Below are 25,957 nucleotides of genomic sequence, written 5' to 3' on the forward strand. Positions count from 1 at the left end.
CTGTCATTAGCTGAGCTTGGTGAAGTTCAGTAAAAATTCGAACAAAAATTATTTGTGATACCGAAACAGGGTGATGAGCTTGCCCCATTTTTGGTAGCATGGTCTGCAACAGCTAATTAGAGTAATCATGGATTGAAATGCGATATTTTCCTCTGTTCTTAGATTTAATCAATAAACCCGTTCTTGTCGTAGGCGGCGGTGAAGTGGCAAGCAGAAAGGTGGAAGCTTTGCTAAAGGCAGGGGCGGATGTCACTATCGTTTCTCCAACGTTGGTCGATTTTCTCTCTAAGCTTGCTGCAGAGCATCAAGTGCGTTGGATACAACGTTTCTATTCAAGTGACATTGTCACTAAAAACTTTGTTCAAGTGTGGGCCACGACAGATAATCCTGAGCTAAATCACCAAGTGTATAAAGATGCGAAAGAATTAGGCATCCTAGTGAACGTTGTTGATGATAAGCCTTATTGTGATTTCATTACGCCCTCTATGATCAATCGTGGCCGCATACAAATTGCTATTTCTAGTGGCGGCGCCTCACCAGTTTTAGTTCGAAACATCCGTGAAAAGCTTGAATCGATACTGCCACAAAACATGGGGTTGATGGCGGACTTTGCTAACTCAAAGCGTAATTCGATTAAAGAAGCACTACCTAGTGTCGATTTACGTCGTAAGTTTTGGGAGCAATTCTTCTCGAATCCTGAGGTTGAAAACGCGCGAGATAATAGAGAGTTAGAAACGATTTACCAAGCGACCATGGCAACACCTTTGGATGAAAAGGGAAGTTGTACTTGGATACAGGTAGGGAAAGACGTTGAGATGTTGCCAATTAAGGCCGTGCGCTACATGCAACAAGCCGAGCTAGCACTTTACTCAACTCGATGCGAAGCGAACGTGTTAGAGCTAATACGAAGAGATGCAGAGCGAGAAGCTTTCTCCAGCGCAGCTGAACTCTCTGATATGTTGACCAAGGCTAAATCTGAAAAGCTTCGAGTTTGCGTGTTTATCCCTAAAGGGACGAGCGAGTTCTTATTGCTGCAAGGGCAGGACTTGGTGATATAACCACGTTAAAAAGTGGGCACTTGGCTTGCTCGATTAAAAGGCCAACAAAAACGCCAGCGAACTATGCGCTGGCGTTTTTAAACTAAGTTACTTCTCAGACTGATTAATCACGGAAGTTGTTAAACTGGAATGGTATGCCCATCTCTGCTTCACGAATCGCTGCCATTGTCGCTTGCAGGTCATCACGTTTCTTACCAGTAACACGTACCTTGTCGCCTTGAATAGAGGCTTGTACTTTTAACTTTGCGTCTTTGATAAGTTTCACTACTTTTTTGGCTGTTGGTGTATCGATACCTTGGCGGAAAAGCAGAGTTTGGTGCCAGTTCTTACCAGTTACATCTGGGTCCTGTGCATCCATTGCGTTTGCATCAATATTACGCTTTGCCAAGTGGCCACGTAAAATATCGCGCATTTGCTTAAGTTGGAAGTTACCTTCCGCAGACATTTTTACGTTTTCTTCTACTAGCTCAAAGCTCGCATTAACGTTGCGGAAATCGAAACGAGTAGACAATTCACGGTTAGCATTATCAACGGCGTTACGTAGTTCAACCGTATCGATTTCAGAAACAATATCAAACGATGGCATGAAGATTCCTTGATTATTTTGTTATAGGGACTTTCGGGATTTAACGGCGTTTGCCAGCATATCTAGCATTGTAGCAGTATCTTCCCAGCCTAGGCATGGGTCTGTAATAGATTGACCATACGTTAGGTTGTTGATGTCAGTCATTGGCTGATTGCCTTCAAGAATAAAGCTTTCAGCCATGATACCCGCAATACGAGTACTGCCTGACTTAATTTGGTTACAAATGTCTTGAGCAACGTCGATTTGTTTTCTGTGCTGCTTCTGACAGTTTGCGTGGCTGAAATCCACAACCAAACGTTGTGGCAAGCCAAACTCGGCTAGAGCATCACACGCTTGTTTTACTGACGCTTCATCAAAGTTAGGGCCTTTCTCTCCGCCGCGTAAAATAATATGACCATATGGGTTACCACTTGTACGATAAACCGTCATGCGGCCATTCTTATCTGGAGAGTAGAAGTAATGCGAGGCTTTCGATGCGCGAATTGCATCAATTGCAATTTTTACGTTGCCATTTGTGCCATTTTTGAAACCAACTGGGCAAGACAGCGCCGATGCCATTTCACGGTGAATTTGCGATTCTGTTGTACGAGCACCGATCGCGCCCCACGTGATCAAATCCGCTATGTATTGACCAGTAATCATATCAAGAAACTCAGTAGCAGTCGCAAGACCAAGCTTGTTGATATCCAGTAGTAGTTTACGTGCTTTATGGAGGCCAGCTTCAAGCGCGTAAGAGCCATCTAGGTTAGGGTCGGTAATCAAACCTTTCCAACCAACTACTGTACGAGGCTTTTCAAAGTAAGTACGCATCACGATAAACAGTTCGTCTTTGTACTTGTCTTGGATTTCACTCAGGCGAGTGGCGTAATCAATGGCAGCTTCAGTGTCGTGAACAGAACACGGACCTACAATCGCAAGAAGGCGATCGTCTTCACCCGATAAAATGTTTTCAATCTGACGACGAGATTGAGCGATACGGTCTGCAACGTCATCCGTAATAGGATGTACACTACCTAGCTCTGCTGGGGTAGGCATTGGACCCAAAGGTTGGGTTCTCAATTCATCTGTTTTTATAGGCATGTTATAGCTTTATTCTCTATTGCGAAGGGGTAAAGATAACGGAATTACAGGCAGGAATAAACCGTTTCACGGGAATCTTCGCCAGGAAATACCGAATTGTATACAAAGGTGTAGGTATTCATTTAAATGACTTATGTATAAATGACAAAACTTGATCATTAAATCAATATATATACATTTGAATTTATAACCATTTCATCTATCTCACCGTTAGGCAATCAAGATAACTGCGGCAAACCTCATGTTTATCTGTGTGACAATGTCATTAAAATGGTGGCTAAATAACTCGTGAGATCGAGCTTTTGTTAACATTTCTTTGACATCTATTTCTTTCGTTGATTAACTGGTCTGACTAGATTGGTAAGGAGACCAAAATGTTATCAGCTGTACGTCGTGCAAATTTGTATCTAAATCTATTCGGCTTTTCTAAAGTGCCTCTGATTTGGCTTTGTCACCCTAAGATCATTGCGATAGATAGCGAGCACGTTGAGGTTCGAATCCCTTTGCGAAGAAGAACAAAGAACCATTTGAATAGCATGTATTTCGGCGCTTTAGCTGTTGGGGCGGATGTAGCTGGTGGTTTTCTTGCTATGAGCAAGGCGCAAGAAAAAGGAGAAGCGATCTCTTTAGCATTTAAAGGCGTCAAAGCCGAGTTTTTAAAACGTCCGGAAGCGGATGTACACTTTGTGTGTAACGATGGTGATGTTATTGATGAGATGCTCGATCATACGTTGGCAACGGGTGAACGAGTGAATCGCGATGTAAAAATCGTCGCATTGTGTCCTAGCTTACATGGTGACGAACCTATGGCTGAATTCTCGTTGACTCTTTCGATAAAAAAAGCAGCCCAACAAGGAAAAGAGGCTGCTTAGTGGTTTGCTGTTTTAAAGAATATCGCTTTAATTGAGTTCAATCTGCTCAATCGAGACGATTTTGGAGCGGTTTAAGACCACTTTCCAACGGTAATAAACAGGCTCATCGGTGTGGTTGTCCTCTTTGACAATCACATTGAGCAAATGACGTTTCTCTACCGACTCTTTGGTCACTTGCCCTTCATTTAAACGGTAAACTCGGTTTGAGCTTTTATCCATCAAGCGGATGATAGGGCGCAAACTGATGTTCAGTGTTTCTCTTGTTTGCTCATAACCACTTAAGAATAGAGAGGTCGCCATTTCGGTTTTCTCGTGATAATGAAGTATCTGCTCTTCGCGCTGCACGACGCGCTTCTTACGTATTCTTTGAATCTTATCTGGCAAGCTACTTAACGTACGATAATCGAGCCACTCTAATTTTCTGCCGACCACTTTTTTCGTTGTTGGATCAACATACTTCTTACGCCACTTTGGCTTGCCTTTACGGATCCATCGCCACATCGCATCGCGCAAATCATCTTTAAAGATTTCTCGTAGAGCATAAATAAATGACATCGCGATAATGAAGGACGCGGAAATTTCCCCAAGGTAATCGCGAGCGAGAATCACGGTTGAGGTCACGACAACCATCACCAAGCCAGTAGCAATACCTTTGATAGCACGCTTGATGTTGTTACCCATTGATATGGTTTCTTCACGAAGCACGATAGGGTGTTCAATCAAGCGTCTTAGCAAGCGCATTTTGTTAGATAGGCGAGTAACGTCTTCAACGACTCTTGGAGAGTTGTACTTGTTGAGTTTTCGATGGGCTTGCTCTTTTTCACAGAGCGTGATCAAGCGTTTCTTAATCGTGCCATAATCGCCTTCACGCGGGAGATGAGCCACTAGAGATAAAAACTTCTGCTCGGTATACCAAGACAGGTAGTTATCGATGTTAACGTAGTACCGTTTTAAGTTCTCTTCATAAGGAATAGAACGTCGCAAGCGCTTTAAGATCTCAAGCGTGAGCTCGATAACTTCGTCTACTTCATCTTCCGTTACGGAGTTGTTCTGATGCTTGTTTAAACTTGCCACCGCTTTGTCTAGCGCAATAACGTATTGGTACGCGAACAAACTCAAACTTACTCGGTATTGTTGATTCGACAGGCGTCCACGTTTGGCAAGTCGACTGTGTACTAGCGGTAGAAGGATTTCAGTACTGTAATAAGAGCGTTGCTGTGTGATTGAAGTGTAATAAAATTCGGATTCACTGATGATATCGGCGTTTAAACCAAGCTCACCAGGTATAAAAAAGTAAATATCTAGGTCGACACTTTTGCTCTTTGCGAGTGCATGACTGATTTTTAATGTTATTGAGTCTTGTTTATCGACGGTGACCAAAGAAAGCTCCTGACTTTGTTAAAGCATTCTTAACTTATGCGTACTGTTGAGCAGGTAAGCATAAAAGTGCTAAAAGAGTGACTGGGGCATATAGCTGAACGACAACAGCATAACAGAGCACTATGCTTTTCTCTCTGATTTTCTTGTTAGTTTAGGTATAATTCCACGTAAATTTAAAAAGAGACAAAATCAATGATTAAAATTGGTCAAATTAACAGCTTAGAAGTCATTAAAAAGGCTGATTTTGGCGTATTTCTGGATGGTGATGATTACGGTTCTGTTCTACTGCCTAATAAGTATGTACCAGAGGGTACTGAAATTGGTGATCATGTAGACGTATTTTTGTACTTCGATTCAGAAAGCCAGCTTGCTGCGACCATTGAAAGACCTATTGCCCAAGTGGGTGAATGGGGCTTAATGAAGATTGAGGGCGTCAACGCGACAGGTGCTTTTGTAAATTGGGGCATCAAAGAAAAGGATCTACTTATTCCTTTTAGTGAGCAACGCACTCGCTTCTCTGCGGGACAAACTATTCTTGTCTATGTATATACTGACAAAGCGTCAGGCCGCATTGTTGGTACGACTAAGTTCAACAAATGGTTAGACAAAACTCCGGCGAATTATGAAGTTAACGAACAAGTTGATTTGATCATCGCAGAGCGCAGTCAACTTGGCTACAAAGCGATTGTTAACGGAAAGCATTGGGGCATGATTTTCCCATCAGATGTGTTTGGTAAGCTTTACATCGGTAAGAAACTGAAAGGCTTTATTAAGCAAATTCGTGAAGATGGCAAAATCGATCTCGCGCTACAAAAAGTCGGCGTGGCAAAAATGGACGATCTTTCTAGCAAGATTCTTGATCTGTTAGAGAAGAAAGGCGGCTTTTTACCTTTGAACGATAAGTCTTCTCCTGAAGCGATTTTTGAAGCTTTCCGTACAAGTAAAGGTACTTACAAAAAGACCATTGGTGGATTGTACAAGCAGGGCAAGATTGTTATCGAGAAAGACGGCATTCGTCTGGCGTAGCCCAAACTCACGTATAGCGGATCGGCAGCCAAAAAAACGGCCCAAACTTTTCCTTTTTTTGGGCCTAGGGGAAACGGCTCCGCAGAGCCTGCGCTAAACTTTTTCCAACAATAATTTTGTTGGTGAACATAGAGAGAAATGCCATATCAAAGCATTACTTTGATACAACTAGTTTAGTACAGCGTATCCGGATCGCTAGCGAGCCCAGTTGCTTTCATACTTACGAATTAAAAAGCCATCGCAAATACGATGGCTTTTCATTTATTTATGATTCGTTACTTCTTTAAAATAAGTTCTTATCTCGTACTAATTCGCGAGGAAGACCATTCTTTATTCTGTTGCTTACCCACTTTCCAAGGCCAATGACTGCGCCTTGATAGGTGACAAGCACTTCGCCTTTACCTGTTTTCATATCCTCAGGAATGATTTGAGGGCGAACATCGCGTCCCATGTACCATTCGCGCGCTTCTTCAATGGTTAGCTCGATGGCGTTTGCCTCAGAGCCTGTCGCTAAGGCCGTCGCCACCTGATGCTGCCAACGGTAGCCATTTTTATGGGCTTCCGCGATCTTTATACCCATACGAGAGAAGCGTAATTCGCCGATCATTGGCTCTAAAGAATTAGGGAACAACCAGACATCTTTATCGCGAAGCCATACAGAACTGTCATTCGGAAGTTCAATACCTAACGCACTTTGCAGCTGTTGGGCAATTTCAACCGATTCTTTTTTCGATGCTTTGGTAAACGGGAACTTGCCCATGCGCTTTTTGACCTTTGGTGGTTCAACAGCTGCCAGTTTACGAATTCTTGCGACAAAGAATCCTTCGCAGTCGTAGACCTGTGGAAAGATATGCAAAAAGCCTTCTTCAGTTAGAGCAGCATTTGCGTTTTCAAACAAGGTCTCAAGGCTTTCAAACTCAACGGCATCACCAAAGGTTTCTTTCAAGTGATGACAAACTTGTTGGTTTTCTTCGGTACTGAGTGTGCACGTTGAGTAAACCATCACACCACCGGGCTTTAGTGCATGGAAGGCGCTTTCAATAAGATCTTTCTGTGTGTCAGCTATGTCGAGCACGGAAGCTTGCGTCCAGTTTTTCATTGCATCTTCGTCTTTGCGAACGGTGCCTTCGCCGGAGCAGGGCGCGTCGAGCAGAACCGCATCAAATTGTTCTGGTAGCCAACCGCCAAAAACGCGCCCATCGAAGTTACTTAGTGCGGCGTTACGTACACCACAACGTTCCACGTTGGCATGCAGCACTTTTACACGACTTGCGGCGTATTCATTAGCCACGAGAACGCCTTCATTGTTCATTAAAGCCGCGATTTGAGTGGTCTTTGATCCTGGTGCAGCTGCTGTATCTAACACGGCATCGTAAGATTCGTCATTCATAAACAGCGCAGATACTGGCATCATTGAACTGGCTTCTTGAATGTAGAATAAGCCTGACATGTGCTCTGCAGTGTTGCCTAATGGTACAACTGACTCGTCCGCTTCAATCCAAAACCCTGTGTCACACCAAGGCACAGGAGAAAGCTTCCAGCCTTTTGCGTCTGCACGTTCTAGAAACGCTTCAACACTGATCTTCAACGTATTAACACGAATACTTTTGCGCAGTGGCTTTTGGCACGATGCGATAAAGTCTTCCATGTTGAGGTGAGCAGGAAGGATAGTTTGGATTTTTTCCAGAAACGCGTCTGGGATGTAAACATTAGGATGCAATGTGGGATCTCGTTTGCAGAATTTGTGGCAAATAATATACGAAAGCGAAGCAGAAACGAATAGTGACAAGGACCGAGCAATAAAAAAGAGCAGCGATTGCTGCTCTTTTAAGGTAATCAAACTTCAATTGTATGTGAATTGAGCTTTATTCTACGGCTTAGGAATCGCAGTACGCCATTGAGTCCAGCCTTCTTCAGCTTGTGGATATAAAAAGAAAGATTGCCCACTTTTTGCCGCTGGTGGAATAGTCGATTGCTCTGGCGTTGAAAACGCAATTCCTCCGCGAACTAAACTATCAAATGTGCCCGCTTTGATGTTCGCACCAGTAATTCCGATGGAGACATCTACTCCTGAAACATTCCAAAACACACTGTTTTGACGAACGAGGTAAGCATATTCAGGCTGTATCTTGATGGTCGTGACGACGCGATCGGCAAATTCTCCTAGGCTCACGTCGGTTACTTGGCCGACTTCCATCTGGCGGTAAAGAATAGGCGTTCCGACTTGTACTGAGCCTCGTTGTTCACTTTGTAAAGTAAACATCATGCCCTGAACACGTTCTGAACCGTTTTCCAACTGAAAATCAAATTTAGCTTTACCTTTACCTGGCTCAACACTGATGGATTTCGACACCAATGCGCCAAGGTTTTTCACGCCCCCTAAGCCAATCTCTGGCTCAGTTAGCCAAAAATGTGAGCCTTCCACCGCAATATTTTCTACGTATTCAGGTAGAACTCTTGCGGTAATTTCAACCATATTGCGACGAAAATTCGGTACAACCAGTGTGACTTCACCAACTTTGACGCCTTGATACTCAATCGGCATTCCTTTAGCAATCTCTTGCGAACCGTCGGTTTCTAAAGCAATGACGCGTCCAAACTTGCGAGCAGTTTTTTGATCTGTATATAACTTCCAGTTGTCTCCAATTTTGTTTTCAACGCCAGGAACAGAGTCAAAAGCGATGCCACCTTCGATTAATGATTTTAAAGGGTGAGCTTTCACACTCACGCCAGCTAACGATGCATCTATCTCGATCCCTGAACGGTTCCAAAAGACGGTTTGCGGCGTTACGAGGTAAGCAAAACGGTTTTCAATGGTTGCTTTAATCAACACACCGCCATCAACCAATTGGAAATCGGAGACGTTACCAACAGGAAGATTACGATAGAGCAGAGGGCTGCCTTTGGAAATCGGCGGCAATTCAGAAGCAAACAGTGTGAGTGCTCTAGAGCCACTTTGGTTGTACTGTGCTAGTTCTGCCAATGATTCGTTTTGGAACAGTTGATACTCCTTTTGAATATCTTGCTTGCCTTCGCTTACAAAGCTAATGGACCCAGTTAACAACTGTTTTGCCGGAGGAACGGTAACGCTGAGGCCCGATTCCGTTAACTCTGCAGAGGCACTTCCGGTTACATAAAAACGGTTGTTTGATTTGATCAGGTGTTTGTATTCATGATCAATCAATACATCCATAAATACTTCATGTTGCGATTTTTTACCTTCTTCAACTAAGCCTACGTTGATAATTGAACCGACAACGATGCCTTTGTAAAGCACGTTGGCACCGCTATCTAGGCCAAACGAGTTGTCAGACACTAAACGAATAGCGATGGACTTTTCTTGCTGTTGGTTAAAAACGTTTTTACGAATGGCAGTAAAGCGGCGAGAGCGATCACCGGCACCTGGCACAATGGTTAAGAAGTTTCCTCTCACGAGATTGGCAATGTTTTCAACACCAGAGAGGGACACTTTTGCTTCTTCTAAGACGAATCGGGTACCTGTCGTCAGCATGTCACTGAAAGCTGGTTGAATTGCCGCTGACGCTAATATCACTTCTCGCCCTTCGGATAGGTTTAAGTCTGTAACTTGGCCAATCTCGATTCCGCGATACATAATGGGTGCGCCTTCGCCACTGATTTTACTGTCATCAGGGAGGACGATTTTAACAGCGATACCTCGACCTGCAGTTTTCAAATCTTTATACAGACGGAATTCAGTATTCTCTTCTACAGGCTCACCGTCATCCGGAGAATCGACGGCGATCGCGCCTCCGAGTAGAGCACTCATGCTTTCTAGCCTTACATCGACGCCTTCAAAACCGATGCTGGCACCGATTCCACTTACGTTCCAGAACCGACTGCGGTTGTTAATGATATGTCGGTATTGATCCTGAATGTTGGCTTGAATCGTGATAGATTTTGCGTCTTCATCCAGCTGGTAGCTGTAGACTTCACCGATTGGAATTTTCTTATAAACAATTTGAGATCCAATCGACACACCACCTAAATCGCGGCTTTTGAGTTTAATGTTCAAACCTTGTGAAACGCGCAAATCTGTTGGTGCAGAGTCTAACGCATGGAACGTTGTTTCAAACTCTTGACCATCTCCAGGTTGAATCGATATGTAATTACCCGACACGAGCGCATCGAGTCCAGAAACTCCCGTTAGGCTTGCTGTTGGTTTTACCAGCCAAAAGCGAGTTTTATCGTTCAGCAATTTTGCCGCTTCAGGGTAGATATCGGCATCAACATAAATACTGCCGAGATCTTCAGTGAGGTTAATGTCTCTCACCATACCGACTTCTAGCCCTTGGTAACGGATAGTGGTTCGCCCGGCGACCAAGCCAGCAGCGTCAGAAAAATAGATTTGCACCCGTTGTCCGGCATCGTGTATCGACTTCACCACAAGCCAGCCAGCTAAGACCATAGTCAAAATTGGCAAAAGCCAAAGAGGAGATATGCCTTTGCTCCGCTTTACATCTGGTACGTATGACGTTTGAGAACTGTTCTGATCACTCATTCATTGACTCTTTTTCTGATTGTGTTGGGCCTGTTTGGTCCCAGATTAGCCTTGGATCAATACTTTCCGCTGCAAGCATGGTCAATACCACGACAACACCAAAGGCCACGGCGCCATAACCTGGTGTGAAATCAAGTATCTGACCACGATCGACTAAGGTCATCATGATAGAAATAACAAACAAGTCCATCACAGACCATTTACCGATCCATTTAACAACAAAGTAAACCATCATTCGTTGTCTCTTAAACACCGAACGTTTGAATTGAATGCAAAGCATGATGTAGGCAAGGCCAAGTATTTTTACAACTGGCACAACAATACTGGCCACAAAAATGATCACTGCGATGCCATACATACCGCTTTTTACCAACCCAGCTACGCCTGAGAAAATAGTATCTTCCAAACGTTTGCCATTGGTCAGCAAGATGGAAATAGGAATCAAGTTGGCTGGGAAAATCGCTATCGTTGCCGCAATGAGGTAAGCCCACGTCTTCTGAATGGAGTTGGGCTTGCGATGATATAACTCGTGGTGACAACGCCGACAATGGTCACCTTCAGGTTGAGACAGGTGGCACTCATGGCAATGCACGTCTTTGTGTTCAAAGGAATAAAGGCTTTCTGGTTTCCAGGCTTCCCAGTAACGACGCACACTGATTCGAGAAACTAACAAAACGGTAAATATCTGCAAAAGAACCAGACCAATTAACCCTGGGCCTACAAAAATGTCGGAATAATCTTGGAGTTTGAAGCAGGAAATGGCGATGCTAACTAAGAACACATCCAGCATTACCCAATGTTTCAAATGTTGAATTAGCCACAGTGAAACACGAAGCCCTCGAAACCATCGTTGATGCAGCGAGATATGTGCCGTAACCACTGAAACACAAACCGTCAGAGGCGCTAGAGAGCTACAAAATAGAATAAGCAGTGAAAGAAGAACAAAGCCTTCTTCCATCAATGTGATCATCCCTGAAGGTAGGGTTGCCGGAATCATCACACCAAAGAGTCGGATACTAATAAAGTTAAAAAAGTGTGATGGAATAAATAGCAGGATACAGGTTATCGCGACGGCTAAATTACCTGAGAGGCTAGGGCTACCGCCTCGATACAACTGTGTGCCACAACGAGGACAGTGTGCATTTCTTCCATTGGGTAAGTCGACGATATCGACAGGCAATTCGCAACCTTGGCACAAGCGCACATTATTTGGCTGCATGGCGTGCTTAGACAGAGAGGTCATAACGACCTCTCTAACTTGAACGATTTAAGCGTGGGACTGTATGCCCCCATATAAGGTTTGATATAAGCCTTCTTGCTCAACTAACTCACCATGAGTACCTGTTTGCGTTACTTTTCCATCTTCAAGCACGTAGATCAAATCGGCTTGTTTTACGGCTGATAGACGGTGCGCAACGATTAATGTTGTTCTACCACGTAAGAATTCAGTCAATGCTTTGTGCAATGCCGCTTCAGTAGCGGTATCAAGCGCAGACGTGGCTTCATCTAAAATAACAAATTGAGGATCACTCAGCACCATTCTTGCGATGGCAAGGCGTTGTCGTTGACCACCTGACAAACGAATGCCGTTACGGCCGACTTGAGTATCCAAACCGTGATTCAGTTGAGAAATAACATCTTGCAGCTGAGCTACTTCAAGAGCTCGCCAAAGTGACATTTCGTCAAAATTCCCACCGAGTGTTAGATTATGCCTCAAGGTGTCGTTAAATAGTATAGGTTGCTGTAATACCACGGCAATTTTGTCACGAATTACTTCAAAACCAATATCTTCTGTTAATTCATCATTAAAGCGAATGCTACCGGAGTTTTGACGATAAACCCCAATAAGTAGTTGTATTAAGGTCGACTTACCGCCTCCGCTCGCACCAACTAGCGCCACTTTCTTTCCTGCCGGTATATGTAAAGAAAGGTTATCTAGGACTTTGTTTTCATTATTATAAGAGAAGTCTACGTTTTCTACTTTAACATCGACTTCTCTATCTTCTTTGAAAGGATTTACCTTAGGTACTGGTCTTTGTTCTTCTTCTAATACTAATAAGTCGTTGATGCGTTTTAACGCAGCTTTCGCGCTGTACCAAGAAAACTGAATGCCGAGCAGCTCTTGAACAGGAGACAACATAAACCATAGGTAACCAAAAACAGCAAAGATTTGACCAATAGTGAGGTCACTAAACATGACCATCAGCATGGCGACGGCTCTGAATAACTCAAAACCGATTAAGAAGAGTAGGAAAGAGACGCGACCTGCCGCCTCTGATTGCCACGCATACTTGTCTGCATCCACACGAACTTGGTTCGCACTGTCTTTGAGTTGTTGGAGAAATTCTCGCTCTTTATTGGCTGCGCGCAGCTGGTAAATGCCATCTAATGTTTCAACTAAACGGTTTTGGAAAATTTCAAAAGAATGATTTTCCTTCCGTTTCAGATGTTTAACCATACTTCCTAGTTTACGTGAGAAGTAAATGACAATAGGGTTAACTAGCAGAATAAATAGACCAAGTCGCCAGTCGAGCCAAAGCAGAACGATGGCAGTACCAATGACCGTTAAAAAACTGATAACGAATTTTGCTAACGTAGAACCAATAAATTTATCGATGGTTTCAATGTCAGTGATAAGGTGGGCGTTGATGCCTCCGCTGCCTTTGGTTTCGTATTGGCGGATGCTGATACGACCAAGCTTGTCGATCATTTTACTGCGCATCTCAAACGTGATCGTTTTAGAAACAAGTGTAAATTGTCGGCTTTGAAGGATATTTAACCCCTGACTTGCAGCTCGCATCAGGACGACCAAGAAAAGGGTGAAAAATATATAACCCGTCGGAGTGTGCCACGCTTCAGGGAGAATGGCATTCATAGCAGCTAAGCCTTTTGCTGGTTGGTCCAATAAAACCTCATCAACCATCAACGGCATGAGAAGGGGGATTGGAACACTAATCAAGGTTGCAAGCACCGCTATCAAGTTCGCTATGATAAGCTTGGACTTGTGCTTTTTTACTTGTGTTATCAACCAAGAACGGCTAATAGTGTCATTTTTCAGAAGCATTGTAATTGAGAATAAGTCCTATTATAAAGTAGGGCTGCATTTTAGCGCCATACAGTGAGAATGGAAGCTTTTATAGTAAGTAGGAAGTTAATATGAACATAGAACAATACCATAGACTAACCAAACAAGCCGTTGCTCTAATTGAGTCTGAGCCAGACTTTATTGCTAACCTAGCAAACTTGAGCTCACTGCTTTTCATGGAATTGGACGATCTTAACTGGGCTGGCTTTTACCTAGCAAAAGGTGAAGAGCTCGTTCTTGGTCCGTTCCAAGGAAAACCAGCTTGTGTCCGCATTCCTATGGGGCGCGGTGTCTGTGGTACTGCAGCAAAAACTAACACCATACAAAGAGTATACGACGTTCATGAATTTGAGGGACATATAGCGTGCGATGCAGCGAGCAATTCAGAAATTGTGATTCCATTTTCTATTAATGGAAAGGTGGTTGGTGTCCTTGATATTGACAGCCCAAGTATTGGTCGATTCAATGAAACAGACGAAGAAGGTCTCACTCATTTCATGGCTGAAGTAGAAAAGCTGCTTAATTCACACGCGAACGACGCATAAATTAGCCTTCGAGTGTGGTTTTTCCTTGGCATGTCACTATAATACGAGAATATTTTTTCTTAATGCTCGCGGAAATCCGCTCAAATCAGGACCCCTCATGACTGAAAAGTTAAAAAACAGCAAAGAAGTTATTGCATATATTGCTGAATGTTTCCCTAAGTGCTTTACTTTAGAAGGTGAAGCAAAACCTCTGAAAATTGGTATTTTTCAAGATCTTGCGGAACGTCTAAGTGAAGACGAAAAAGTAAGCAAAACACAGCTTCGTGCAGCGTTAAGACAGTACACTTCATCATGGCGTTACCTACATGGTGTAAAACCAGGTGCAGTACGTGTAGACCTAGACGGCAACCCTTGTGGTGAGCTAGAAGAAGAGCACGTTGAACACGCGAAAGCGACACTTGCAGAAAGCAAGGCAAAAGTTCAAGCTCGTCGTAAAGAACAAGCACAAAAAGCTCGTGAAGAGGGTAAGGCGAAAGCAAAACCAGCGGCTAAAAAGCCTCAACAGCCTCGTCGTACTAACAAACCAAAAGTACAAAAAACAACTAAGCCTGTAGAAACGCGCGCTCTAAATGCTGACGAAATCACAGTAGGTAACGCAGTTAACGTGAACATGGGCAAAGGAAACATGGCAGCGACCATTGTTGAGATCAATAAGGATGATGTACGTGTTCAACTTGCTAACGGCCTACAAATGGTTGTGAAAGCGGAGCACTTGCGCGCATAAAGGAGATACTCCTACGCATGAATTGCCGTTCAAAAGTGACACTGATTGCTGCTAGCTTATGGCTAGCAGCATCAGCTCAGGCTCTCGAAGCCAAACTACATAAAGATGACTTGCCGGTTCTCGCTCCTGAAGTTCAGCACGAAACAGCTAGCAAACGAGTCACCTCTCGATTTACCCGCTCTCATTATAAGCATTTCAGCCTCAATGATGATTTCTCCAAAGCGATCTTTGAACGCTATGTAGAATTGCTTGATTATAATAGAAATATTTTTACTCAAGCGGACATCGACTCTTTTAAAGACTGGTCAATTGAGCTTGATGATCAGCTAAAAGCTGGTAACAACCAAATTGCTTTTGATGTTTATAACCTCTCAATGCAAAAGCGTTTCGAGCGCTTTGCTTATGCGTTAACGCTACTCGACGAAGAGATCAAGTTTGATACTGATGACGAGATAGAGTTAGACCGTTCTGAAGCTGCATGGCCAAAAGACGAAGTGGAGCTCAACGAGTTATGGCGTAAGCGCGTGAAATATGACGCGTTAAATCTGAAACTGACTGGCAAAGAATGGCCAGAGATTAAAGAAGTTTTAGAGAAGCGTTATAACAACGCGATGAAGCGGATCACACAGACTAATAACGAAGATGCATTCCAGTTATATATGAATGCCTTCGCCCGACAAGTCGACCCTCATACTAGCTACCTTTCTCCACGTAATGCTGAGCAATTCCAATCGGAAATGAACCTATCTCTGGAAGGCATTGGTGCTGTTTTACAAATGACTGACGATTACACAGTAATTCGTTCACTTGTTGTTGGTGGCCCTGCGTCGAAGAGCAAGCAGCTTGGCGAAGGGGATCGAATCATCGGTGTTGGACAAGACGGCGAAGAGATTGTCGACGTGATCGGTTGGCGTCTGGATGATGTAGTTCAATTAATCAAAGGCCCCAAAGGCACAAAGGTTAATCTACAGATCTTGCCAGAAGGTAACGATGCGAAGAGTTACATTGTCACAATTGTTCGTGACAAAGTTCGCCTAGAAGATCGCGCAGTGAAGTCGGAGATCATCGAAAAAGATGGTAAGAAGATTGGTATTTTAGAAGTGCCAAGTTTCTACGTCGGTTTGTCGAAAGATACCGATAAACTGCTTGCTGAGTTAAAAACCAAAAACGTTGACGGCGTAATCGTTGATCTACGTAACAACGGTGGTGGTGCATTAACGGAAGCGACAGCATTAACAGGGTTATTCATTAAAGAAGGTCCTGTTGTTCAAGTTCGTGACAGCTATGGTCGTATTAAGGTGAACGCCGATACTGACGGAAAAGTGAGCTACGATGGTCCGCTGACGGTGTTGATTAACCGCTACAGTGCTTCGGCGTCTGAAATTTTTGCAGCAGCGATGCAAGATTATAATCGTGCAATTATTTTAGGTGAAAACTCTTTCGGTAAAGGTACGGTTCAACAGCATCGCTCACTGAATCATATCTACGATCTTTTCGATAAAGAGCTAGGCTACGTTCAGTACACGATTCAGAAGTTCTACCGTATTGACGGTGGAAGTACGCAAAATCGTGGTGTTGCTCCCGATATTTCGTACCCAACACCAATTGAAGCTTCTGAAACGGGTGAAAGTGTAGAAGACAATGCACTACCTTGGGATCAGATTGATAAAGCAAAATATCAAACCTTCCCAAGCAACGAAGCATTAGTTGAAAAACTCACCGCTCTTCATAACAAGCGTATTTCTGATGAGATGGAATTCCGTTTCATCAATGAAGACATAGAGAAGTATCGTAAAGAAAAAGACGATAATATGTTGTCTTTGAACGAGAAAGTTCGTAAGGCTGAATCGGATAAAGCGGAAGCCCTTCGATTGCAACGCATCAATGAGCGTCAAGCTGCTTTAGGTAAGGAAGCGTTCAAAACATTGGATGATATACCTAAAGATTATGAAGCGCCTGATGTTTATTTAGATGAGTCTGTCGCGATTATGGTTGATCTACTCAAGCAGAAAAATCAGTCATAATAACTGGCAATTCAAAGTAAAAAGAGTGAGTCTTTCAGGCTCACTCTTTTTTTATGTCTTTTCATCTTTGTTTGTATTGAGTATCAAGTAAGATATTCGCTTATTTTTTCCCAATAATTTACGTGATCTACATCTAAAATTTCGCGAAAGTGAGGACTACTGCCTAAGCTAAAAGAAAACGATAAGGATGCCGATATGAAATGGTTCTTTATTTTACTTAGCTTTTGCTGCTTTAGTGTGTTTAGCGGAGAAAACACCAGAGAAGATGAATTAAGTCACTTTGACACGCCGTTTCTCATCGGAGACTGGTATTTAATGAACCCAAACCCCGAAGAGTCGGCTGAAAATTTTCGTGCGATAAAACTGTCATTGGGTTCCGACTACAGCTTTTCTATTGATATTCAAAAGAAAGATTATTCTGTCGATCATTGGGAAGGATTGTATAACGCCAATGAAGACACCATCGTTCTTGGCTTAAACACAGATGAGCCTCAAATTTATGCCTATCGCAATAATCACAATACGCTTGATCTTAATGGTGTGACTTTTACTAAAGGGTTGTCTAACTCGTTAGCAGGCATATGGTCTAGCTCTTATGTATCCGGAGATGGCCTTGTGGCAAACAACATCAACCATATGGATCTGATACTTCAACCTGACTTCGTGTTTATGTTTCGGGTATCCAACGAAGAAGGGGATGAGTCAATCAAGCAAGGTGTTTTCTACACAGAAGATGAATATTTAGTCTTGCTCTATGAAAATGGCGAGCACGGGACCACCTATAAGCTCAACAAAAATGAATTAACGATTGAAGATTCAAATGGCGATATGTACGCGGTACTTAATCGGGTAACGCCTTGATAGCTTATCTTGCTACGACAAATTACGCGAGCATACGGTAAATTGTCAATGTTGTTTAAATGTTAATCAAAAAACGGAGCTAGAGCACTAAAAGCTCCGTTTTTTGATAGAAAGACTTGTATTCTGATACCACAACCCCTACAAATAGCTTATATAGTGATACCAGAACTGCATTTTTGATCATGCAGTCTGGTATTTTTGTTATTCGACATACAAGGATTTATGCTCATGTCCCAAGCTCCCCAGGCCAAATATCGTAAAGATTATCAAGAGCCATCTCACGCGATTACCGATATCGATCTTACGTTTGATCTTTATGACAATGACACCATCGTTACGGCGATATCAAAGGTTGTTCAAAAAGGCAATACAACAACGCTAGAACTCGATGGCGAGGGGCTTGAGCTGCGCGCTGTAAAAGTAAACGGTGAGGATTGGGCTCATCACGAAGTGAAAGAATCATCGCTTGTACTGACCGATCTTCCATCCGAGTTTGAACTTGAAATCGTCACCAAAATTGATCCTGAAGCGAATACAGCACTCGAAGGTTTGTACAAATCAGGCGGCGCATTTTGTACTCAGTGTGAAGCTGAGGGCTTCCGTCGTATTACTTATTACTTAGATCGTCCTGATGTTCTGGCAAAATACACGACAAAAGTGATCGCAGATAAATCCGCTTATCCATATTTGCTGAGCAATGGTAACCGAATTGCAGAAGGCGATGCAGAGAACGGTCGTCATTGGGTTCAATGGCAGGACCCGCATCCAAAGCCAGCTTACTTGTTTGCTCTTGTCGCAGGGGACTTTGACGTACTGCGTGACAAATACATAACGATGTCAGGTCGCAGTGTTGATTTAGAAATCTTTGTTGATAAAGGTAACTTAGATCGTGCAGGCCATGCGATGACATCGCTGATCAACTCGATGAAGTGGGATGAAGAACGCTTTGGCCTTGAATACGATCTGGATATTTACATGATCGTTGCCGTTGATTTCTTCAATATGGGCGCAATGGAAAACAAAGGCCTAAACATCTTTAACTCAAAGTATGTTTTGGCGAATGACCAAACGGCGACGGATCGTGACTACTTAGGTATCGAAGCTGTAATCGGTCATGAGTACTTCCACAACTGGACTGGCAACCGTGTCACTTGTCGTGACTGGTTCCAACTAAGTCTAAAAGAAGGCTTAACCGTATTCCGTGACCAAGAATTCTCTTCTGACTTAGGCTCTCGTGCAGATAACCGCATCGATAACGTACGTATCATCCGTGGCCCTCAGTTTGCAGAAGATGCAAGCCCAATGTCTCACCCGATTCGTCCTGACAAAGTCATTGAGATGAATAACTTCTACACGCTAACAGTGTATGAAAAGGGCAGCGAAGTTATTCGCATGTACCATACACTCCTTGGCGAAGAGGGCTTCCAAAAAGGGATGAAACTTTACTTTGAACGTCACGATGGTACTGCTGCGACATGCGAAGACTTTGTTTCTGCAATGGAAGATGCCACCGGTGTCGATTTAAAACAATTCCGTCTATGGTACAGCCAGTCTGGTACACCGACGCTGCGCGTAAATAGCGAATACAATGCCAATGCAAAAACTTACGCACTAACGGTAGAGCAATTTACGGAGCCAACGCAAGACCAGGCTGAAAAGCAAGCGTTGCACATTCCGTTTGATATCGAGCTGTACGATTCGAAAGGTCAAATTATCCCATTGCTGATTAACGGTGAATCGGTTCATAACGTATTAGATATTAAACAAGATAAGCAAACGTTCGTATTCGAGAATGTCGAAGAACAACCAGTGCCATCTTTGTTGCGTGAATTTTCGGCACCAGTAAAACTAGAATACGACTACAGTGATGATGAATTAGTCTTCTTGATGAAACACGCGACGAATGACTTCGCTCGTTGGGATGCAAGCCAAATGCTATTGGCTAAGTACATTCGTCAGAACGTGAAAAACGTTCAAGCCGGACAAGAAGTATCGCTTTCTGAAGGCGTGATAGATGCGTTCCGTGGTGTGCTATTGGATGAGACGCTTGAGCCAGCTTTCATTGCTCAAGTTTTCTCTTTGCCTTCAATTAATGAGATTACTGGCTGGTACCAGCAAATTGACATCGATGCCGTAGACAAAGTGCTAAACAGCATTACAGTGTCACTTTCTCAAGAGTTAGAAGATGAGCTAAGTGCAACTTATCATACACTGAAGCAAACAGAGTACACGATCGATCATGCTGCGATTGGCAAGCGTGCATTACGTAACCGTTGTCTGCAATACCTAGCACATACGGAAAAAGGTAATGATTTAGTGAAAGCACAATACGCATCTGCAAATAACATGACAGATACGATTGCAGCGATGAGTGCGGCAAATAGTGCACAGCTTGAGTGTCGTGAAGTTCTAATGGCAGATTATAGCGATAAATGGAAGCACGATGGTTTGGTTATGGACAAGTGGTTTACACTTCAAGGTAGCAATCCTGCAGAGGATGCACTTGAAAAAGTGAAAGCTACTATGAACCACGAAGCATTTAGTTTGAAGAACCCGAACCGTACGCGCAGTTTGATTGGTTCGTTCTTAAGTGCCAACCCTGTGCGTTTTCATGATAAATCCGGTGCAGGTTACCAATTTGCAGGAGAAATCCTTCGCCAACTTAATGATTCGAACCCACAAGTTGCATCTAGAATGATTGATCCTTTGCTTAAGTTCCGTAAATACGATGAAGGTCGCCAAGCTTTGATCAAAGCAGAACTTGAAAAGCTCAAAGCAATGGATAATCTTGCTAAAGACTTATTCGAAAAAGTGACTAAAGCACTAGACGAATAGTAAACAACACAATAGGGTGGTCATTAAGGCCACCTTATTGTTTATGTCACTTAGTTTTTACTTCATGAACTATTACTACTTCAACCTCAACATTTCATATCAAACGTTTTTATCCCATTATTCTGGCGCGGCAAGTGTTGTTCAAGTCGTCACACATAACGGTTTACGTTTGCAGTTACCCGCCGCACGATTCAGACCATTTCTTAGTCAATTAGGCATTAAAGGCCAGTTTAGACTAACAACTGACCAAAATAATAAGTTTCTTAAGTTAGAAACTCTGTGATGTATTGTATTTGCAGAGAGTTAAATAGGAATCTTAGTCACAGAATCGGACATTTCACCTCTTACCACCACGATTAGTTGTTAAACATTTGTAATTATGCTTTTACAATGGGCACATGCATTACCTATGCTTAGTTTCTAAGGTAACAACCTAGCTACTAAGTCCCCCTACAAAACAACAATTCTAATGTGGAGTGTGAATATGACCGCGCGTGAAAATGTAGTGCCGGTTCTGCTTGAAAAAGTTTACCAACTGATTCAAGACAAACTCGAGCTTTCTCACCAAACGCTTGTAACTAAACTTGCTCAACACTTATTCAGTAACATTGCTGATGATGACCTGATTCAGCGAAACGAATCCGATCTTTATGGTGCTGTCGTCAGCCTTTGGCACCATATCAATGAAAAAAAACCAGAAGAGATTTCGGTACGAGTATTTAACCCGACCGTAAGTCGTCAAGGCTGGCAATCCACACACACAATCGTAGAAATTGTTGTTCCAGATAGTCCATTCTTAGTGGACTCAGTCAAAATGGCTTTAGCGCGTTTGGATCTTGTTTGCCACTTAATGTTAAACAACCCAACACAGATACAGCGTGATAAAAAAGGCCAAGTTACCGACGTAAACGGTGAGGGTGGTGTTCTTCAATCACTGTTCCATATCGAGGTAGACCGCCTTACTAGTAAAGAAGAGATGCAAGCGCTTAAAGAAGAGCTGTTAAAAATTCTATCTGACACTCGTTTAGTCGTTGATGACTGGAAGCAAATGGTTGATAAGCTTAAGCTTGTGACTGATGAACTTGAGAAAAATAAAGATCGTGTTTCTATCCAAACGGATCGTATGGACGAAACGATCGCATTTCTTCGTTGGCTAGAAGATCATAACTTTACCTTTATGGGTTACAAAGATTATGACTTAGAAGAAGTCAATGGTGATACCGAGCTTGTTCCTGCTAAAGAAAAAGGACTTGGTCTATTTGCTGATGACAAGCGTGTGCGTAGCGTCAAGCTATCTGAGCTTTCAGATTCAGCGCGGTTAGAAGCGAAAAAGCCATACGCTCTGATCATCACAAAAGGTAACAAAGCATCTCGTATTCACCGTCCAGCTTATACTGATTACATCGGTATTAAGAAGTTTGATGAAAACGGTAAAGTAATAGGTGAGCATCGCTTTACTGGTCTATATACCTCTGCCGTGTATAACCAAGCGGTACAAAGCATCCCTCTGATCCGTGAAAAAGTGGACCGTATCCTTGAAGCGAGCGGATATCGTCACGGATCGTATTCATACAAAGCATTGCACAATATCTTAGAAAACTACCCACGCGATGAACTACTTCAAGCAAATGAAGAAGAGCTGCTTGAGGTGGGTATGGGTGTTGTACAAATGCAAGATCGTGACCTACTGCGTTTATTTGTTCGTAAGGACCCATTTGGTCGTTTCTTTAGCTGCATGGTTTATGTCACTAAAGATCGTTACAACACAGAGTTACGTCGTCAAACTCAACGCATTCTTAAGCAGTACTTTGGTTGCGAGCAAGAGGTTGAATTTACAACGTTCTTCTCAGAAAGCCCACTAGCGAGAACACATTACATTGTTCGTGTAGACAATAACAACATTGACGTAGACGTGAAAAAGATCGAGCAAAACCTAATGGAAGTTTCTACCTCTTGGGATGACAGACTAAAAGAATCCATCATTGCTAACTTTGGTGAAAGCAAAGGCCTTCCTCTTTCAAAAGAATACATGAGTGCGTTCCCTCGCTCATACAAAGAGGACATGATGCCAGGTTCTGCGGTTGCAGATATTGAACGCTTAGAAGCGTTAAGTGATGATAATAAACTTGGCATGTTGTTCTACCGACCTCAAGAAGAGGGGGCGGATTCAAAAGCTGTTCGCTTGAAGTTATACCACCGCGATGAGCCAATCCATCTTTCTGACGTAATGCCAATGCTTGAAAACCTTGGCTTACGAGTGATCGGTGAATCACCGTATGAGATCGAGAAAAATAACGGACAGACATTCTGGATCCTTGATTTCTCTATGCTGCATAAGAGCGAGAAAACGGTTGATCTTCGTGAGGCTCGTGATCGTTTCCAACAAGCATTTGCCGCAATTTGGGCGGGCAACCTTGAAAGTGATGGTTTTAACCGATTGGTACTAGGTGCGTCGCTATCTGGGCGTGAGATTTCCATTCTTCGTGCTTATGCTCGATACATGCGCCAAGTCGGTTTCCCATTCAGTCAACAATACATCGAAGACACGCTAAGCCACTATCCAGACTTAGCAACAGGTCTAGTCAAGCTGTTCACCAAGCGATTCGATCCGAAACACAAAGGCAGTGAAAAAGGCCAAAACGATCTGATTAAAAAGCTAACAGAGCAGTTGGATCGTGTAGAGAGCTTGGATGATGATCGTATTATTCGTCGTTACATCGACATGATTATGGCGACACTTCGTACTAACTACTATCAATTAGACGAAAGCAAGCAACCTAAGCCTTGGTTATCTTTGAAAATGAAACCGAGCGATATTCCAGAGATTCCGCAGCCTGTACCCGCGTTCGAGATCTTTGTGTACGCACCAGATATTGAGGGTGTTCACCTTCGTGGAGGAAAAGTGGCTCGTGGTGGTTTACGTTGGTCAGACCGTCAAGAAGATTTCCGTACAGAGATTCTTGGTCTCGTAAAAGCTCAGCAAGTTAAGAACACCGTTATCGTACCTGTGGGTGCAAAAGGCGGCTTTGTTTGTAAACGCCAGCCATCTCTCACAACCCGTGATGAGATCTTTGCTGAAGGCCAACGTTGTTACAAACGATTTATTCGTGCGCTACTTGATGTATCAGATAACATCATTGAAGGTGAAGTCGTGCCACCACAAAACGTTGTGCGCCATGACGAAGATGACCCATACCTAGTAGTGGCTGCAGATAAAGGCACAGCAACATTCTCAGATCTAGCGAACTCTGTTTCTGCAGAGTACAACTTCTGGTTAGGTGACGCATTTGCTTCAGGTGGTTCAAATGGTTACGACCACAAAGCGATGGGTATCACTGCAAAAGGTGGTTGGGAATCTGTTAAGCGTCACTTCCGTGAAATGGGCATCAACTGCCAGACCACTGACTTTACCGCAATCGGTGTAGGTGATATGGCAGGTGACGTGTTCGGTAACGGTATGCTGTTATCGAAGCACATTCGATTGCAAGCTGCCTTTAACCACATGCACATCTTTATTGATCCAAATCCAGATTCAGCCACCAGCTGGGAAGAGCGCAACCGCTTGTTTAATCTGCCAAGATCAAGCTGGGAAGATTACAATAAAGATTTGATCTCTCAAGGTGGTGGCATCTTCTCTCGTCGATCAAAATCGATCCAGTTAACGCCAGAAATTCAGAAAATGTTAGGGACTAAGAAAGCATCTTTAGCGCCTAATGATCTGATTAAGATGATCTTGAAAATGAAAGTCGATCTGCTTTGGAATGGTGGTATCGGCACTTACGTTAAAGCCTCGACAGAAACTCATACGGATGTTGGTGACCGCGCTAACGACATGCTGCGCATTGACGGCCGTGACTTAAGAGCAAAAGTAGTTGGCGAAGGCGGTAACTTGGGTATGACTCAGCTTGGTCGTATTGAATACGCACTGACTGGCGGCCGAGTGAACACAGACTTCGTTGATAACGTGGGTGGCGTTGACTGTTCGGATAATGAAGTCAACATCAAGATCTTCCTTAATGGACTGGTTTCAAATGGCGATCTTACGGTTAAGCAACGTAACCAAATTCTAGAGTCTATGGAAGACGAAGTGGGTGAAATTGTATTAGATGATGCTTACCGTCAGTCGGAGTCGATCTCCGTGACTGAACAGCAAGGTGTTGGCATTGTTAAGGAACAAATTCGATTCATCCATACCATGGAAAAAGCAGGGTACTTGGATCGTGCTCTCGAATACATCCCTGATGATGAAACGCTAATCGAGCGTGAAAAACAGGGACTAGGTCTGACTCGCCCTGAGCTATCAGTGTTAGTTGCCTACGGTAAAATGGTACTTAAACAGCAACTTGTTACGGATGAAATCGCGAATGATGAATTCCACGCGAAACAGCTTGTTGAATATTTCCCAAGTGCGTTACGACGTAACTATAAAGATCAAATGGTTAATCACCCACTGCGAGCTGAAATTATCGCTACAGCATTGGCTAACCAGATGGTTAATGAAATGGGCTGTAATTTCGTCACTCGTTTGCAAGAAGAAACCGGTGCAAGTGTTGTCGATGTTGCTAACGCATACAGTGCGGCTCGTGAAATTTTCGATCTAGAAGCAATTCTTAAGCAGACTCGTGAACTCGATAATATCGCCACAGCTCAAGCTCAGTACGAAATCATGTTTTATGTTCGTCGAGCACTACGTCGAATTGCACGTTGGTTGCTTCGCAACCGCAGTGGTAAATGCACAGTTGGTGAGCTGATTGCTATCTACAAGCAAGATGTCAATGTTATCACTGAAACCTTAGACACGATGCTGGTTGAGTCTGAAGTAGAAGAACACAATGAACTTGCTCTAGGGTGGATTGAGAAAGGGGTAGAAGAGAAACTTGCACATCAAGTCGCTCGTTTATCCAGCTTACAATCTGCACTGGATATCTCATCAGTGGCGAGTGAAACAGGTAAAACGGTTGAGCAAGCATCGAAGCTCTACTTTAACTTAGGTGACCGTTTGTCGTTACACTGGTTCTTGAAGCAAATTAACAGCCAAGCCGTTGATAATAACTGGCAGGCACTGGCAAGAGCTGCATTCCGAGAAGATCTGGACTGGCAACAACGTCAACTTACGGCTCAGGTATTAAATTGCGGCTGTGCAACGGAAGAGCTAGACGTGATGAAAGCGTTAGAAGATTGGATGGAAACTAACGAGCAATCACTGCACCGTTGGGAAAGCATCTTGAATGAGTTCAAAGTTGGCTCTGTCCACGAATTTGCTAAGTTTTCTGTAGCACTTCGAGAATTAGTACTCTTGAATCTCAACTGTTCGTCGAAAGAGTAGATGAGTTAGTCAAATTGTAAGTAAAAGCCTCGTTAT

The 25,957-nt window shown here is 43.3% G+C and carries 17 protein-coding genes; 10 read left to right on the plus strand and 7 right to left on the minus strand.

Annotation, left to right across the window (positions count from 1 at the left end; all coding sequences use genetic code 11):
- Positions 1 to 137 precede the first annotated feature (137 nt).
- Positions 138 to 1,058, plus strand: a complete 921-nt coding sequence (locus NL644_RS13170; protein WP_114322314.1) for a bifunctional precorrin-2 dehydrogenase/sirohydrochlorin ferrochelatase — start codon at positions 138 to 140, stop codon at positions 1,056 to 1,058.
- Positions 1,059 to 1,161: 103 nt separating this feature from the next.
- Here the strand turns inward: NL644_RS13170 and NL644_RS13175 are convergent, their stop codons facing one another.
- Together NL644_RS13175 and NL644_RS13180 are read right to left on the minus strand one after the other, a co-directional pair.
- Positions 1,162 to 1,644, minus strand: a complete 483-nt coding sequence (locus NL644_RS13175; protein WP_253658471.1) for a YajQ family cyclic di-GMP-binding protein — start codon at positions 1,642 to 1,644, stop codon at positions 1,162 to 1,164.
- Positions 1,645 to 1,665: 21 nt separating this feature from the next.
- Positions 1,666 to 2,724, minus strand: a complete 1,059-nt coding sequence (locus tag NL644_RS13180) for a 3-deoxy-7-phosphoheptulonate synthase (RefSeq protein WP_006743262.1) — start codon at positions 2,722 to 2,724, stop codon at positions 1,666 to 1,668.
- 374 nt (positions 2,725 to 3,098) lie between these two features.
- Between NL644_RS13180 and NL644_RS13185 the strand changes: the two genes are divergently transcribed.
- On the plus strand, positions 3,099 to 3,596 hold the full coding sequence (locus NL644_RS13185; protein WP_065646463.1) for a DUF4442 domain-containing protein: 498 nt from the start codon (positions 3,099 to 3,101) through the stop codon (positions 3,594 to 3,596).
- Between the two features lie 27 nt (positions 3,597 to 3,623).
- Here the strand turns inward: NL644_RS13185 and NL644_RS13190 are convergent, their stop codons facing one another.
- Positions 3,624 to 4,976, minus strand: coding sequence for a hypothetical protein (locus NL644_RS13190; protein ID WP_006743263.1), 1,353 nt, complete (start codon positions 4,974 to 4,976; stop codon positions 3,624 to 3,626).
- A 192-nt stretch (positions 4,977 to 5,168) separates the two neighbouring features.
- On the opposite strand from NL644_RS13190, the gene NL644_RS13195 reads away from it, so the two are divergent.
- The gene (locus tag NL644_RS13195) at positions 5,169 to 6,002 is read left to right on the plus strand and encodes a S1 RNA-binding domain-containing protein (protein ID WP_104974087.1); all 834 of its coding nucleotides are present in this window, start codon (positions 5,169 to 5,171) and stop codon (positions 6,000 to 6,002) included.
- 283 nt (positions 6,003 to 6,285) lie between these two features.
- Here the strand turns inward: NL644_RS13195 and rsmF are convergent, their stop codons facing one another.
- The 4 genes from rsmF to NL644_RS13215 all read right to left on the minus strand — a co-directional run bounded on the left by rsmF (position 6,286) and on the right by NL644_RS13215 (position 13,585).
- On the minus strand, positions 6,286 to 7,722 hold the full coding sequence (gene rsmF, locus NL644_RS13200) for a 16S rRNA (cytosine(1407)-C(5))-methyltransferase RsmF (RefSeq protein ID WP_253658472.1): 1,437 nt from the start codon (positions 7,720 to 7,722) through the stop codon (positions 6,286 to 6,288).
- Positions 7,723 to 7,872: 150 nt separating this feature from the next.
- Positions 7,873 to 10,521, minus strand: a complete 2,649-nt coding sequence (locus NL644_RS13205) for a PqiB family protein (protein ID WP_193447068.1) — start codon at positions 10,519 to 10,521, stop codon at positions 7,873 to 7,875.
- The gene (locus tag NL644_RS13210; RefSeq protein ID WP_046876213.1) at positions 10,514 to 11,764 is read right to left on the minus strand and encodes a paraquat-inducible protein A; all 1,251 of its coding nucleotides are present in this window, start codon (positions 11,762 to 11,764) and stop codon (positions 10,514 to 10,516) included. The genes NL644_RS13205 and NL644_RS13210 overlap by 8 nt, the downstream gene beginning before the upstream one ends.
- 24 nt (positions 11,765 to 11,788) lie before the next feature.
- On the minus strand, positions 11,789 to 13,585 hold the full coding sequence (locus NL644_RS13215; protein WP_053807440.1) for an ABC transporter ATP-binding protein: 1,797 nt from the start codon (positions 13,583 to 13,585) through the stop codon (positions 11,789 to 11,791).
- Positions 13,586 to 13,677: 92 nt separating this feature from the next.
- Here NL644_RS13215 and NL644_RS13220 point away from each other — a divergent pair, with 92 nt between their 5' ends.
- The 7 genes from NL644_RS13220 (at position 13,678) to NL644_RS13250 (ending at position 25,921) form a co-directional block, all read left to right on the plus strand.
- The gene (locus tag NL644_RS13220) at positions 13,678 to 14,151 is read left to right on the plus strand and encodes a GAF domain-containing protein (protein ID WP_046876215.1); all 474 of its coding nucleotides are present in this window, start codon (positions 13,678 to 13,680) and stop codon (positions 14,149 to 14,151) included.
- A 97-nt stretch (positions 14,152 to 14,248) separates the two neighbouring features.
- Positions 14,249 to 14,875 (plus strand): RNA chaperone ProQ, encoded by a 627-nt coding sequence (proQ, locus tag NL644_RS13225; RefSeq protein ID WP_046876216.1) that lies wholly within the window; start codon positions 14,249 to 14,251, stop codon positions 14,873 to 14,875.
- 17 nt (positions 14,876 to 14,892) lie between these two features.
- The gene (gene prc, locus NL644_RS13230; protein ID WP_225461688.1) at positions 14,893 to 16,899 is read left to right on the plus strand and encodes a carboxy terminal-processing peptidase; all 2,007 of its coding nucleotides are present in this window, start codon (positions 14,893 to 14,895) and stop codon (positions 16,897 to 16,899) included.
- Between the two features lie 195 nt (positions 16,900 to 17,094).
- Positions 17,095 to 17,760, plus strand: a complete 666-nt coding sequence (locus NL644_RS13235; RefSeq protein ID WP_005396553.1) for a hypothetical protein — start codon at positions 17,095 to 17,097, stop codon at positions 17,758 to 17,760.
- A 228-nt stretch (positions 17,761 to 17,988) separates the two neighbouring features.
- The gene (pepN, locus tag NL644_RS13240; protein ID WP_253658473.1) at positions 17,989 to 20,595 is read left to right on the plus strand and encodes an aminopeptidase N; all 2,607 of its coding nucleotides are present in this window, start codon (positions 17,989 to 17,991) and stop codon (positions 20,593 to 20,595) included.
- A 64-nt stretch (positions 20,596 to 20,659) separates the two neighbouring features.
- A complete protein-coding gene (locus NL644_RS13245) occupies positions 20,660 to 20,878 on the plus strand; it encodes a DUF2835 domain-containing protein (RefSeq protein WP_046876238.1) in 219 nt (72 codons plus the stop codon).
- Positions 20,879 to 21,079: 201 nt separating this feature from the next.
- Positions 21,080 to 25,921, plus strand: a complete 4,842-nt coding sequence (locus NL644_RS13250) for an NAD-glutamate dehydrogenase (RefSeq protein ID WP_253658474.1) — start codon at positions 21,080 to 21,082, stop codon at positions 25,919 to 25,921.
- Positions 25,922 to 25,957 lie beyond the last annotated feature (36 nt).

This window comes from Vibrio sp. Y10_XG_PY6 (assembly GCF_024181795.1).
In the GTDB taxonomy this organism is placed as follows: domain Bacteria; phylum Pseudomonadota; class Gammaproteobacteria; order Enterobacterales; family Vibrionaceae; genus Vibrio; species Vibrio diabolicus.

What these genes read in the sequence shown, in the direction of transcription:
- NL644_RS13170 (WP_114322314.1), top strand. Translation starts at nt 138, where the DNA reads ATGCGATATTTTCCTCTGTTCTTAGATTTAATCAATAAACCCGTTCTT.
- NL644_RS13175 (WP_253658471.1), bottom strand. Translation starts at nt 1,644, where the DNA reads ATGCCATCGTTTGATATTGTTTCTGAAATCGATACGGTTGAACTACGT.
- NL644_RS13180 (WP_006743262.1), bottom strand. Translation starts at nt 2,724, where the DNA reads ATGCCTATAAAAACAGATGAATTGAGAACCCAACCTTTGGGTCCAATG.
- NL644_RS13185 (WP_065646463.1), top strand. Translation starts at nt 3,099, where the DNA reads ATGTTATCAGCTGTACGTCGTGCAAATTTGTATCTAAATCTATTCGGC.
- NL644_RS13195 (WP_104974087.1), top strand. Translation starts at nt 5,169, where the DNA reads ATGATTAAAATTGGTCAAATTAACAGCTTAGAAGTCATTAAAAAGGCT.
- NL644_RS13205 (WP_193447068.1), bottom strand. Translation starts at nt 10,521, where the DNA reads ATGAGTGATCAGAACAGTTCTCAAACGTCATACGTACCAGATGTAAAG.
- NL644_RS13210 (WP_046876213.1), bottom strand. Translation starts at nt 11,764, where the DNA reads ATGACCTCTCTGTCTAAGCACGCCATGCAGCCAAATAATGTGCGCTTG.
- NL644_RS13215 (WP_053807440.1), bottom strand. Translation starts at nt 13,585, where the DNA reads ATGCTTCTGAAAAATGACACTATTAGCCGTTCTTGGTTGATAACACAA.
- NL644_RS13220 (WP_046876215.1), top strand. Translation starts at nt 13,678, where the DNA reads ATGAACATAGAACAATACCATAGACTAACCAAACAAGCCGTTGCTCTA.
- proQ (WP_046876216.1), top strand. Translation starts at nt 14,249, where the DNA reads ATGACTGAAAAGTTAAAAAACAGCAAAGAAGTTATTGCATATATTGCT.
- prc (WP_225461688.1), top strand. Translation starts at nt 14,893, where the DNA reads ATGAATTGCCGTTCAAAAGTGACACTGATTGCTGCTAGCTTATGGCTA.
- NL644_RS13235 (WP_005396553.1), top strand. Translation starts at nt 17,095, where the DNA reads ATGAAATGGTTCTTTATTTTACTTAGCTTTTGCTGCTTTAGTGTGTTT.
- pepN (WP_253658473.1), top strand. Translation starts at nt 17,989, where the DNA reads ATGTCCCAAGCTCCCCAGGCCAAATATCGTAAAGATTATCAAGAGCCA.
- NL644_RS13245 (WP_046876238.1), top strand. Translation starts at nt 20,660, where the DNA reads ATGAACTATTACTACTTCAACCTCAACATTTCATATCAAACGTTTTTA.
- NL644_RS13250 (WP_253658474.1), top strand. Translation starts at nt 21,080, where the DNA reads ATGACCGCGCGTGAAAATGTAGTGCCGGTTCTGCTTGAAAAAGTTTAC.